Annotated in this window: 12 protein-coding genes and 1 pseudogene; 10 read left to right on the top strand and 3 right to left on the bottom strand. The window is 39.1% G+C overall.

The window, feature by feature from the left end; all coding sequences use genetic code 11:
* The 3 genes from IM515_RS11850 to IM515_RS11840 form a co-directional block, all read left to right on the top strand.
* Positions 1-571, top strand: a 571-nt coding sequence (locus IM515_RS11850) for an RNA-guided endonuclease TnpB family protein (RefSeq protein WP_287698005.1), incomplete at its 5' end; no start/stop codon positions are given.
* Between the two features lie 186 nt (positions 572-757).
* Positions 758-1,417, top strand: a complete 660-nt coding sequence (locus IM515_RS11845; protein ID WP_287629019.1) for a type II restriction-modification system restriction endonuclease — start codon at positions 758-760, stop codon at positions 1,415-1,417.
* 2 nt (positions 1,418-1,419) lie between these two features.
* Positions 1,420-2,874 (top strand): SAM-dependent methyltransferase, encoded by a 1,455-nt coding sequence (locus tag IM515_RS11840; protein ID WP_287629021.1) that lies wholly within the window; start codon positions 1,420-1,422, stop codon positions 2,872-2,874.
* Between the two features lie 18 nt (positions 2,875-2,892).
* On the opposite strand, the gene IM515_RS11835 is transcribed toward IM515_RS11840, so the two are convergent.
* Complete coding sequence (locus IM515_RS11835) at positions 2,893-3,141, bottom strand: helicase (RefSeq protein WP_287698003.1); 249 nt, start codon at positions 3,139-3,141, stop codon at positions 2,893-2,895.
* A gap of 413 nt (positions 3,142-3,554) precedes the next feature.
* Here IM515_RS11835 and cysK point away from each other — a divergent pair, with 413 nt between their 5' ends.
* Complete coding sequence (gene cysK / locus IM515_RS11830) at positions 3,555-4,514, top strand: cysteine synthase A (protein ID WP_002741039.1); 960 nt, start codon at positions 3,555-3,557, stop codon at positions 4,512-4,514.
* Between the two features lie 221 nt (positions 4,515-4,735).
* Here the strand turns inward: cysK and IM515_RS11825 are convergent, their stop codons facing one another.
* Entirely contained in the window at positions 4,736-5,452 is a 717-nt protein-coding gene (locus IM515_RS11825; protein WP_287629024.1) for a hypothetical protein, read from the bottom strand.
* A 414-nt stretch (positions 5,453-5,866) separates the two neighbouring features.
* Between IM515_RS11825 and IM515_RS11820 the strand changes: the two genes are divergently transcribed.
* The 6 genes from IM515_RS11820 to IM515_RS11795 all read left to right on the top strand — a co-directional run bounded on the left by IM515_RS11820 (position 5,867) and on the right by IM515_RS11795 (position 12,449).
* Positions 5,867-6,418, top strand: coding sequence for an N-acetylmuramoyl-L-alanine amidase (locus IM515_RS11820; RefSeq protein ID WP_287629029.1), 552 nt, complete (start codon positions 5,867-5,869; stop codon positions 6,416-6,418).
* 80 nt (positions 6,419-6,498) lie between these two features.
* The gene (locus IM515_RS11815; RefSeq protein ID WP_287629026.1) at positions 6,499-7,806 is read left to right on the top strand and encodes a leishmanolysin-related zinc metalloendopeptidase; all 1,308 of its coding nucleotides are present in this window, start codon (positions 6,499-6,501) and stop codon (positions 7,804-7,806) included.
* Positions 7,807-7,896: 90 nt separating this feature from the next.
* Positions 7,897-8,952: a DUF3616 domain-containing protein gene (locus tag IM515_RS11810; RefSeq protein WP_002753633.1), complete on the top strand. Its 1,056-nt coding sequence runs from the start codon at positions 7,897-7,899 to the stop codon at positions 8,950-8,952.
* Between the two features lie 70 nt (positions 8,953-9,022).
* Complete coding sequence (locus IM515_RS11805) at positions 9,023-10,783, top strand: DUF4127 family protein (RefSeq protein ID WP_287629027.1); 1,761 nt, start codon at positions 9,023-9,025, stop codon at positions 10,781-10,783.
* 72 nt (positions 10,784-10,855) lie between these two features.
* Positions 10,856-11,431 carry a WD40 repeat domain-containing protein gene (locus IM515_RS11800; RefSeq protein ID WP_002756787.1) on the top strand — a complete coding sequence of 192 codons (576 nt, stop codon included), beginning with the start codon at positions 10,856-10,858 and terminating at the stop codon, positions 11,429-11,431.
* A 31-nt stretch (positions 11,432-11,462) separates the two neighbouring features.
* Positions 11,463-12,449, top strand: a complete 987-nt coding sequence (locus IM515_RS11795; protein WP_287629028.1) for a hypothetical protein — start codon at positions 11,463-11,465, stop codon at positions 12,447-12,449.
* Between the two features lie 394 nt (positions 12,450-12,843).
* Here the strand turns inward: IM515_RS11795 and IM515_RS11790 are convergent.
* Positions 12,844-13,114: pseudogene (locus IM515_RS11790) on the bottom strand (IS4 family transposase); the annotation flags it as partial.

The following is a 13,114-nucleotide window of genomic DNA, read 5'->3' as shown; positions in this document are numbered from 1 at the left end:
GAAACATTATCAGAGGTTGCGAAGAGCAGCGAAAAATCTTTCTAGAAAACAGAAAGGGTCAAAAAATCGGGAAAAAGCAAGAATCAAAGTAGCCAAGATTCACGCTCAAATCACCGATAGTAGAAAAGACCATTTACATAAGCTAACCACTCAATTAGTTCGGGAAAACCAAACGATTGTGGTTGAGAATTTAGCCGTCAAGTATATGGTCAAAAACCCGAAATTATCTCAGGCAATATCTGACGTTAGTTGGGGAGAAATCACTCGACAATTAGCCTATAAATGCCGTTGGTATGGGAGAAACTACATCGAAATAGATAGATGGTTTCCTAGCTCTAAAAGGTGTAGTAATTGCGGGTATATTGCTGAGAAAATGCCGTTAAATGTTCGAGAATGGGACTGTCCAGACTGTGGGACTCACCATGACCGAGATATTAACGCTAGTAAAAATATTTTGGCCGCAGGGCTTGCGGTGTCAGTCTGTAGAGCGACCATAAGACCAGAGCAGAGTAAATCTGTTAAGGCAGGTGCGGAACCCCGCAAGGGAAAGAAGCAGAAACCTAAATCGTGAGGTTTGGGAATCGCCGTCCGTTTTACGGCGGCGAGGATGTCAAATTAAGAAAAAACTATGAGCGATAATATTTTGTCTCAAGCTTCACAGCGATGTATTACATAGATGGCAGTTGACTTATAATTAAGAAAGCTTGCTAATTTTGTCAGATAGAAAAAACGAGGAGATTAATTAATTTAGCTATATATGTCAAGATTAACCCAAGAATCTTTGGGTAATGAGGCGGCTAGATTTTCAGCTTTAGAGTCTCAACATCAAGAAGCTTCGCTCTACGGTGTTACAGATGGTAAAGCGATCGGAACCTACTTAGAACAAAAGTTTAAACTATATCTAAAAGAAAAATATGATTTTGTTGAGGGTAATGCAGCCAGTGGTATCGATTTTCCTGAGTTGCTGGTTGATATAAAAGTAACCAGTATTAAACAACCACAATCATCTTGTCCTTTTAAATCCGCAAGAAAAAAGATTTTTGGCTTAGGATATTCCTTAATTATTTTTGTTTATGAAAAGTTAGATAATAGTCTCAATCGCACTGCCAATTTAAGAATGATCACGACAATTTTTGTATCGGCTGAAAGAACAGCTGATTTCCGGATGACTCGTGGTATTCGCAACATCTTAAACAATCAGGGTAACAAAGATGATTTAATTGCCTTTATGTTAGATAAAAACTTACCCGTTGATGAAATGGCAGCAGCCAATATAGCCGATGAAATTCTTGCTAATCCTCCATTACAAGGATTTTTAACCATTTCCAACGCCTTACAGTGGAGACTACAATATACTAGAGTAATTGATCTTGCTGGTCAAGAAGAAGGATTAATAGCTATTTATAGAGAGAATTAGTAATGTCAGTTTCTCCAGTTAAAGTTGAATACGGCGACTTTCAAACTCCTTTAGAGTTAGCCGAAAAGATTTGCCAAAAGTTATCACAAATAAATGTTAATCCCAAGGTAATTATTGAGCCAACTTGTGGTACAGGAAACTTTTTAAAATCCGCAGCAGTTACCTTCAAACAAACTGAAAAAATTCTTGGCTTTGAAATTAATCCTAATTATGTTGCACAGATAGCCCAAGATGAGCAATTATGCCAAGATACAAGAATACAAGTTCATCAAAATAATTTTTTTGACTGTGATTGGAATGCTCTAACTCAAGCATGGAAAGAGAATATTTTATTCTTGGGGAATCTACCTTGGATAACAAACTCAAAACAGGGATTGATTAATGGTAGCAATTTACCGCAAAAAAGTAACTTTCAAGGTTATCAGGGTTTAGATGCTATCACAGGAAAAAGTAACTTTGATATTTCAGAATGGATGTTAATTAAATTGATTGAATGTCTTAATCATCGTTCAGCTTATCTGGCAATTATCTGCAAAACAGCCGTTTCTAGAAAAATTTTGAACTATATTTATACTCAGAAAATTAATCTCATCTATTCGGCAATTTATCCGATAAACACTCAAAAATATTTTCAAGCTAATGTAGATGCTTGTCTCCTATTTTGTCAATTTGATTCTCAATCAGAAAATTACTTTTGTGATGTTTTCAAGAGTTTTGAGGAAAGGGAGTTTCAGCGTATTGGTTATCAAAATGATATTCTAGTCAGAGATTTAAATACTTTTATCAGACTAGAGAAGTTACATCATCGGCATCCTCTAGTAGAAAAATGGCGTTCAGGTATTAAACATGATTGCTCAAAAGTCATGGAATTGCAGTTAGTTAATGGAATTTTTGTCAATGGTTTAAAGGAAATCGTTGATATTGAAACCACCTATCTTTATCCTCTTCTTAAAGGTTCAGATGTGGCACAAAATCGCCTAGAAATTATCAATAAATACGTTTTAGTAACTCAGAAGTTTATTGGTGAATCTACAGAAAATATGCGAGATATAGCGCCAAAAACTTGGCAGTATCTAGTTAATCATGTAGATTACTTTGGGAATAGAAAAAGCAAAATCTATCAAAATCAACCAGATTTTTCTATATTCGGCGTTGGTTCTTACACTTTCTCTCCTTTTAAAATTGCCATTTCTGGACTTTATAAGAAACTTAATTTTCAACTTATATCACCCTATCAAAATCAACCAGTTATTTTCGATGATACTGTTTACTTCTTAAGCTTTGATAATTTAGATACTGCTCAGAAAACACTACAGCTTCTCAATTCTTCCCTAGCGATGGAATTTTATTCATCTCTGATATTCTGGGATGAAAAAAGACCAATAAAAACCCGTATTTTAAATAGTTTGAATTTATCAGAATTAGGGTGTATTACTAAGGCTAACGCAGCTAAGTAACGCACCTTACGGGATATTTTATGATAATTTTTTCATCTCCTCGATAATTGCCATTGTCTCGACGCTAACGGTACACCCACGGGTTAATAAGTCAACCACTTGCTCTTTATACTTTACAAAATGATAGGTATTAAATTTCTCAGCGATGGTTTTATCTTTAGGGTTCTTTTCTTTATATTGATCTTTATACATTATCATAACTACTCTAGAATATACGCCTTTAATTTCTATGTGTTGTTCTTTCAATATAGCTAAGTAGGTAGGCACAATTATTTGTAGGATGGGTAAGCGGTAGCGTAACATAATCGGGCGTTGGGTTTCATGCTTCAACCCAACCTACGTTCATTTTATATTTAATTCCACCCACCTACTTAGATTAGATTTAATAGTCATGACCGTAATTCTGACTTTAGTAACCTATCTATAGTTATTTTAGTACAAGTATAAGCTTTGGGAAAAAAGCAATCTTATCAGTCATGGTAGTTTTGCCTGTTTCTGGGAATCAACTCGGACCGACTGAAGAAACAAAGGAAAATGGAAATTTTGCCGATCTAGGGCTGGCCTTTGCTATAAGTGAGCTATATAGCGCCTCCTTGGCTAGTGAGGAAATTCTCAAACGCTAAAGCTGAGAACTTACCGCTATAACTAAGCACACAAATCACCTAGACAGAGAAAATATCATGCGTATCGCTCACGATGTCACCGAATTGGTTGGCCGCACTCCTTTAGTACAATTGAATCGGATTCCCCAGGCGGAGGGCTGTCTTGGCCGAATTGTGATGAAATTAGAAGGGATGAATCCCGCTGCTTCCGTCAAGGATCGCATTGGCACTCACATGATTAATAGCGCCGAAAAAGCGGGTTTAATCAATCCAGAAACCACGGTTTTAGTGGAACCCACTTCCGGCAATACGGGAATTGCTCTAGCGATGACTGCGGCAGCTAAGGGTTATCGCTTAATTTTAACTATGCCGGAAACAATGAGTTTAGAGCGCCGGGCGATGTTAAAAGCCTACGGTGCTACCCTGGAACTTACCCCCGGCTCCCAAGGCATGAAAGGGGCAATTTTACGCGCTCAACAAATCGTCGATAGTATCCCCGGCGCTTATATGTTGCAACAATTTCGCAACCCTTCTAACCCGGAAATTCACCGTCTCACCACTGCTGAGGAAATTTGGCAAGATACGGAGGGACAGGTAGATTTTATTGTTGCGGGTGTGGGTACTGGAGGCACGATTACGGGAGTCGCTGAAGTGATTAAATCGCGTAAACCTAGTTTTCAAGTAGTCGCGGTGGAACCTTTCAATAGTCCGGTGATTTCTGGGGGTAATCCCGGTCCCCATAAAATTCAAGGTATCGGTGCGGGTTTTATTCCGGAAGTTTTACGCACAGATCTGATTGATGAGGTAATTACTGTCAGTGATGAGGAAGCTTTTCAATTTGGTCGTCGTCTGGCAAAAGAAGAGGGTTTACTTTCGGGGATTTCTTCCGGTGCCAATCTTTGCGCCGCGATTCAACTGGCCCAACGACCGGAAAATGAGGGTAAATTAATTGTGGTGATTCAGCCTAGTTTTGGGGAACGTTATCTGAGTACGCTGATGTTCCAAAATATCGAGGAGCGCGAGTTAACTTTGGTGTAAAAAAAATATCCTCTTCAGCCTCTAGCAGTCAGCCTTTAGCTTTAACTATAGCAGTTATCTTAAATGGTGGCCTAGGATTCAGGTGCAGGTCGTCGGTCGTCAGTATTCTCCGAGTCAGGAGCCGGTCGTTAGGAGACAGGTTTTAGGTTTTGGGGTTTTGGGGTTTTAGTTCAATTTCCCCACTTCCCCACTTCCCTATACTTTTTAAACAGGATTTAGTATTAATCGTATTTTAGGGGGGATTTTTTCACCTGTAGGGGTATTTGTAAAGGTTGCGGTTTGATTGCTTCTTTGCCGGCAAAATTATCCAATAAAGCCGATCGCACTTGTGCATCGGTTTCTCGCGAGAGAAGATAACGAAAGTATTCTTGGCATTGTTCTCGACGACTGGGGGAAAGTTCCATTTCGCTTAAACGTCGGACGGCCATTAAGCGCATTAAGGGATCATGGACTGTTAATTTTTCTAACCAGCGATCAAAGTTTTTTGACTCATTTTGACCGCGATGGTCGAGAAAATGCCATCCTAGCAGGATTAAAGTCAAAACCGTGCCAAATCCTTGCAAAATTGAGGCCAGGGCCAACCAGCGATTTTCGGCATAGGTCCAAATTGCGACGGCGAGATAGGTGGCTAAACTGCCTAAACCGCCACAGACTACCGCTAAAGTTAACTTACCGCTATCGGCGCTGAAAAAAGCACGCCCCCACAGCCACAGCGATGGCCAGTTTTGACCCTGGAGATGGTAAACTCCGATCATCGCTCCCACCCCGGTTAAAGTGGCCAAAACTAACTGCCAATTCCACGCCCAGAGGATCAAAAAACTAGCACAAGCTGCCGCCCATGTCAAGAATTGACGGGTTTTTTTTGCGGCGAGGGTTTTCATGACTCGACGCTGCAGAGCGGGGGAAAAATAGGGAGGAAGACGGAATACTGAAGACACGGGAAGTTTTTCACTGAGGGTTTGATGATCACTATAGCCTGTTCTCAGGCAGACAGATCATTTTTCTTGGTAAAAATCCTCGTGGCAAAAGAGGGAAGTGCTAGGGTGGCCTAAAATTGCGATCGAGAATCGGCTAAAGTTCAGATTGGCGAGCTTAGGTGTTAAGATTGTTTGCCATCAAACTCAACTTTTTTTAGTAATAAATAGCTCAACAATATTCTGTAAACTTATATATAGAAACCTCAAGAAATATATTAATTTACCGTCTTTAGGGCAGTAAGCTCTGATAGACGATCTAGAGTATTAAGTATAAATACCGCATCTAATTTTACCTAGTCACGCCAGCTATCTAACTCATCTATAGCGGTTCTCGCATCTGTGCGGCACACTTAAACCTTTGCTGATTAAGTAGATATCTTTGTTTCCATTCACTTTAATAAAGCTGATGGTAAAGCTTTTCGTACAGATAAGCCAATTGGAACAGAGATTTTTGCCCTCAGTAATATAGGAAAAGCGATCGCTCAATCGGTTCTCACTGAAATCGTTAAGCTTGGCTTTAAAAACCGAGGAGTCAAAAATGCTCAATTCTTTGTCCTTAAACATACCTCAATGCCAGCCATTTTAATTGAATGTTGTTTTGTTGATTCTCAGGCGGATCTGAATCTCTTTGATGCTGAAAAAATGGCAGATGCGATTAAAGTCGGTTTAATTGGGGATGCTCAAGATACATCAGAATCTCAACCCGGTATCTTAAAAGTTACCCAAAAAACCATTCTTAAACCCTCTACTTTACAGTCATCTGACTTACCGCCAGAAACTTTGATAGATATCGATTTGGGAGAATATCCTGTATTAGATTTTCGCCGTGAAGAACGACACTATTGGCTGAAATGGCCAGATAAAAGTCAAGGCGATCAAGATGTTCATTTTGTCTTTGACGAATACGCAGAAGTCAAAGAAACTTAAACTTTTTGTTAGGTAGGGCAAAATCAATCTAATCCCCTCCTAGTTTTAATAATTATGATCACTTATTTGAGGACTTAATTATGATATCAATCCCTGAAGAACTCAATCCCAACCAAGGCATCCCTGGATGGCTAGAACTCGATGATTTAAGCCTTCATGGAGACATGGTAGCACGCATCCCTAAAGGAGCTTATATCAAAGGAATAATCGGTGGAGAAAAACCTTTTTTTCCCGTATCTGAAATTCTTGGTACAGCTATCTCTAAACCTGAAGGAGTAAATAGCAATTGTGGATGGGTTGAATTAGAAACTCTGACCTTTCATCGTGACATAGAAGCTGTTGCACCCCTTGCTCCTTATGTGCGGGGAGAGATGGATAAAGACCACAATTTTTATCCCGATAAACCTTATACTATTGTGCGCTCAAATGATTTTATTGGCAATGGAGAAGAAAAGTTTATGACGACTCAAGCTATCGAAGCATTGGTAAATACTGTCATTAAAAAATACCCCATTGATAGTACACAGATAACCGATCCAAGACAAAAATTTACTTTATTAGCTGGATCGAAACTTGAGATTCAACAGTATGACAGGGTGGATCATAATCATTGGAAATTGCTTTTATCTTCCCCTGTCAATGGTTCAGTCATCTGGTTTGCTTATAGTCCTCATGTCAATATCATTCGCCCAAATATTAACCGAAGCACGGTGATTACTTACCAAATCTTAAACGATGACAATGGGAAGCTGAAAGCAACCGCTAAATTAGCCTGTAACTTTTGGAATCGTTTTGTCATTCCTCAGTCTAATATTGTGATCCGACTAGGAACATTTTATAGTCCTGGTTCTGTGATTGCTAGAGCCTATAAACCTTATCAACAAGGCAATACCGTCTATGGCAAGATTGAGTTTAATACTAAGTATCTTGGAACGTTTACTAATTATGGTATTGCTGGCACAATTATTCACGAAATTGGACATACATTAGGATTTGGTTGGGATCAATGGATGAATTTGTTTTATCAAAATACGGGTGCTTTTAAACCCGAAACAATCAAGAAGATTCCCGAACTACAATATATGTTTGTTGAAACCGATTATGGTCCAGGAACAGCATATTCCCACTGGGACGAAGAACGATTTGATCAGGAATTAATGACGGGATTCAAAGATACCTATGAATATGTCTTACCTGTGACGATTAAAGTGATGGCACTTCTCGGTCATGTTATTGCTGAGGAATTAATCCAAAAAACGAATTTAGAAACCTTGATTCGTGAGATTGAAGATGTTCTATTCACCATGACAGAAACAGTCCAAGAAATTAACTTTGAATACTATAAAGATACCGAAATATCGGAGGAAATTTACACCGCATTGACCTAAAATTGTCAACATAAATATGGGGGAGTTATTACTATTTTCCTGAATTAAGCTTCCCCCGATCGAGTGTTTCATAATTTAAGGACTGTTTCTATGAAAATTACCCACCTTTTCAAGCTATTATCAGCACTTAGTTTGGCTCTTCTTCTCGGTTGGCTTTTCCCGATGGCTCATATTAAGGCTGACAATGTATCAACACTGGGAAAATATCCTGTCTGTGAACCATCTGCTGTCGTAAAAGTAACCTGTCCAGAATCAGAAGGAAATTGCCTTTTAGTAGCAGATAATGAACAAAAAGACGCTCTCTTTCTCTATTCTGTGAGTTCTAAGCAATTAGACTCAACTCGTCAAAGTCAGTTAGCCTTAGAGAAAAAAATAAGTGACATTGAAGCGATCGCAAAATTAGATGATAATAAAGTTCTTCTCTTCGGTTCTCACAGTCGTAACAATAAATGTGAGATCAAAGCAAATAGACAACGGTTTGTACAGGCTCAATTGTCGGGAAATCAATTAAAAATTATTGGTGAACTGATCCAAAGTCCTCAAATCGATTCTAAAGTTCTCTTTCAAGGTCTAGATGTGAATTCTAACAAGATTATCAGTGCCGTGAGTCGTGCTATTGATGAGGCGGAAACCAAGGCTAATCAATCATTAGGAGATAAAGTGGCGTGTGAACAAGCCAATGCTTTTAATGCGGAAGGAGCAGTAGCCATTCCTGAGCCTTTATCCCTCGAAAAATTCAAGATTTGGATTGGCTTACGTTCTCCCGTTGTCACATTAGACGCTAAGAATTATGCTGTTTTACTATCAATGGCTAATCTGGATAACTATCAATTCGATGGTGCAACACTTCTAGATTTAGGGGGACGGGGAATCAGAGAAATTACCTTTGATAATAACCAGATTTGGGGAATTGCTGGCGGGCCGAAAGATGGTCAAGATAATTTCGTTTTTTGGAAACTATCGGCTGAGGATCTCAAACCCAATACGATTCTTAAACCTGAAATCCTTCGAGAATTACCCCAGTCATCAGAAGGATTAGCGATCGTTGATGGAACAGCCTATATTTTGATTGATGGCAATAGTGGGGATTCTGGAAATCAGTGTGCAATACCTGCCAAGTTTATGCAATTTACTGTCCCTAATTAGGGTTATGTCCTCAAATTTTGCTAGTTTTGAGACTTAGATAATCCTCTGATATTGAAAAAAAGGAGAATCAATGATGACTACCCAAAAACTGAAAGCTCTAGTCAATACTGTTATCAAACAATCTACCCTAGATGGCAGTCAGATTACTGATCCTACTCAAAAATTTTCCTTGATAGCTGGAGGTGAACTTGAGATTAATAGCTATCAATCTGCCGCTAATAATCACTGGCAATTAACACTAACAACCCCTGTTAATGGTGTAACAAAATGGTTTGCTTATAAGCCTCATCTAGAAATTCTGACAACAGCATTAGATAAAATTAAAACCATTAATGCTGAATTTCCGAATATTGGTGTTTATCATCGCTCTAATGACCAAGATCGTGAATCTGCGGGTTCAGGAAGAGGCATTTTTCCCTCTGGTAACGAACCTGATCATCGTTCCGAGACAACTTATTTACCCTTTGTTATGGCCACACGACGGCAAACCGATATGATGGCCAGACAAGCTTATTTACTCTTACCTGAATCTATTCGGAAAGAGACTGCTTTTAAAATTAGCGATCGCCTCATTCAATCCCCTGAAGAATATATTCCCTACATTGAACAAAAGAAACAAGTTGTTCTTATTGGGAGTTTTATGGGCTTAAAACAAGAAATTACTAGCTTAGGAGACTATCAGAATAGCAATTCTGACAATCAATTACTCCGAGCTTTTCATAACATGGAGCTTCGTCAATTAGAGTATTCCATTGATTTAGTTAAGAGTCTGAATAAGCCTATCATTGATATTGTTTTTGCCATCGGTGACTCTCCCTCTAAATATGCTGATGAATTTCGTTCCGAGATTATGGAAAAACGCTTACATCAGCTATTAGGATCTCGTGGATTAGCTCATTTAAAACGCCCTTTAACTTGGGGGGCTGATGATACCACTTTACGGGCATTTGCTCGCCAACTTCCTAACCTAAAACTGAAAGTGATTACTGCAAATTCTCAAGCCAAACATCACTATGATGGCTATAGAACTACAGAAGAAATTGTCAAATATATAACTCAGGAATTAGGTATTACTATCGTCAATGATGATAATTGGGATGCTCAAGTGTTTATTTTTGATCGCCATCCCCAAGCTTCCTATCATTTTGGTGACAACTTTAATGATACTAATCAGAAAGCACTGGATCAAAAGATAGCTAATCAGTTAAAAGCTTTACCAACCAATCAACAGAGCAAAACGATTATTATTGATGGACGAAATCCCAATGGAGCTTTTAATTCTCTTTGTATTCCTCCATCGGATAAGTTTCTTGCTTTTGGAGGTTGGGGAACATTTGGCAATGTCTGCGCTCAGACTTTAGCAATGGCTAAAATTTTACACTTTACGGATAAGCCTAACAAACTGGCTATCCAACGTCAGTTATTACTGGAAGCTGTGGCTCATGATGTCTTTATTATTGGCTATGAAGCCGCTCAATCTTCCAATAGTCCTCTACGCAAACGCTTGGCTGAAATAGGAGGTCGTTATCTTCATAAAGAATGTAAAGATCAACGATATAAAGATGACAAAGAAGTCCAAAAAACTTATCAACAAATTAATCGTTTTGTTAACGAACAAATGTCTAAACTAATACCAGAAATGGGTTCTACTCAATTAGTCGTTGTCCCTCAACTATGGCGAACTTTTGAAAGTCAAGTTTTCGTTAATGGGGGAGAATTATCCGTTGCAGGAGTTTATCATCAAGATTTACCTTCTGCTACCTTTAATCCTTTTCAAGCAGTAAAAAATGTCAAAAAATTTGGACTCGATGAACTGCTTCAAGAATTTTAATTAATTGGGGATTGTCATTGTCTTTTGATATCGGCGGGGTTAACAACCAAAGTCACAAAATAAGGAGAAAATATGAAAGACGCTATCCAATTTCAAAAACCCAATTATCAAATCCGTTCTCTGACGTTTAGTCCTAACGGTCAGTTTCTAGCAACGATTGGCGAAAACGCTGACAAGTATCAAACGGTTGTTCTCTGGGAAACAGCTTCTAGTCGAGAGCTTGCTCAATTAGATGCTAATATAGAACCGCCCGGAATTCTTCAAGTTCTCTTTAGTCCTGATAGTCAAATTGTTCTAACAGTTCAGGGTTTTCTAGGGCAAGTTACCCTCTGGAAAATGCCATCGGGCGAAAAACTCAAAGAACTTTCTATTGGCAATCTAGTTGCTATTAGTCCTAATAGTCAGATTTTAGCCGCTACTCACTTTCCTATTTATGAACCAGAGGATTTTGAAAGTCGTCACAGTACCATCGGTTTGTATTCTCTTACTGGTGAATCATTAGGTCATCTTGAGGGTAATGAACACTATATCTATGACTTACAAATAAGTCCAGATGGTCAATATTTAGCGGCTATCGATCATCCTCGTGGTGAAGAAAGTGGAACGTTGAGATTGTGGAATCTCTCCCCTTTCTCATCATTTAATTAACTTTTGCAAACAATCTCATAGGAGAAATACCATGACTTCCTTACAAATTATCAATCCTACTGATCAGGCTCGATTTGAACGTCTAAAACCTGTTACTTTTACAGGCAAAGTCGATCCTGGAATAGTCACTGTAGAACTAAAAGCAGATGATCAACACCCCCTAGGCAGTGGTCAGGTTAAAACGGATGGTTCTTGGTCGATTACCTATTCAGGATTTACCAATATCGGTGAGCGCAAAATTACCGCCATCGGTTTTGATCAAGGAAATCATGAAGAAGAAACCAGCATTATAATTTATGTGGCAGATTCCTCAGATTATACTAAAACTATTTATGGGGGTCTGGTTTTAGATGATTACAAAAAGCTTAAACACACCAAGTCTCTGCCGACAGATCACAGGTTAACTGATGCCGAAGGGTGCCGGTTATTTGAACAAGGAATCCTGCCCATTCTTCAGTCCAAAGAAACCTTTATGGAAGCAACGGAGGAAGGTCGAAACAAACTAAACGAATTAGTTGAACAAAACAAAGATCAATACCATATTGATGACGCACCCTGTGCTTATTCCGTCTCCTGTGTGATGAAATATCTGGCTGAAAAGTTAGGATTAGCCACCGTCAAAGCACTTTTCCAAGACCCCTGTTTAATTGATAATGTTCAAGTTACAGGCGTTGAGAAAAAACTGCGTCGTCTCGGTTTTCTCTACTTTTTGAAAAAAGATTACCTAGCACCTCGTGGGGCAATAGGAGCAAGATGGCCTCGAAATAATCAGGATCAATCGGGTCACATTTATTACATCACCAAAGATGGAGCAAAACGGACTCAATTTCCCAACCCAGAGAATTATTGGGATGATCAACAGGGCAAACACGAAACCGGAATAAACGGGCCTAAATGGCAAATCAAAGACCTTCATGCTGAAAACCTCGATTTCTTCGATCACGTTTATATGCAATGGGAGAATGGCTATACAGAAGGATTTTGGTTGCCACCGGGTATTTATCCTTTAAAACGTTAGGATTTTAAGGATTAGAGCTTTGTCCCTCAGAATTCTGGGGGAAGTCAGGGAATAGGCTGATTTCTCCCCTAGAATTGACTGACTTTTTAATCATGCAGGAGGTCTATTATTTAAACGCCTTGTATTTAACCAGCGATCGAGCGTACAATTGAAATCTTTAAGGAGGAAAAGCGATACAAATGGGAGAATCCTGCGCTTTTCCTCCCCTATGGTTAAGCGTATTGTAGCTTGATAAGACTGTAGCAATTCCATTTGAGGGGTAAATAGGGTCTGCTGAAAAAGTTTTTCGTGGGGGCAGGGTGTGGCCCCCCCAACCCCCCCTTAATAAGCTATCCATTAGTCACATCTTTCTTAACATAAAATTTGACAAAAAGAGAAAAGTGTGCAATATGGCTCAAGGGGGTTCTATGGGGGGACCAATTTGATGAGATAGTTTCCAAGTCTGGCTAATATCATGTAACCTTCGCAGTCCCAACCAAATAGTTTTAACACCGGGTTCACCGTCGCCTTTTCTACCTAAAAAACCCCCAAGAGAAGCAATCATTCTGACCGCTTCCGGCCAAGGAGGGCGGCTTTTCAGGTGGCGGACTCTTTTTATGAATAGTGGCACACAAAGATGGCCATTCATGTTCTTCCAAAAAACTTTCACAACTCTCCTCTCCGTG

The organism is Microcystis sp. M44BS1, assembly GCF_020244875.1.
GTDB classification, from domain to species: domain Bacteria; phylum Cyanobacteriota; class Cyanobacteriia; order Cyanobacteriales; family Microcystaceae; genus Microcystis; species Microcystis panniformis.
This window is presented reverse-complemented; position numbering and strand designations above follow the sequence as displayed.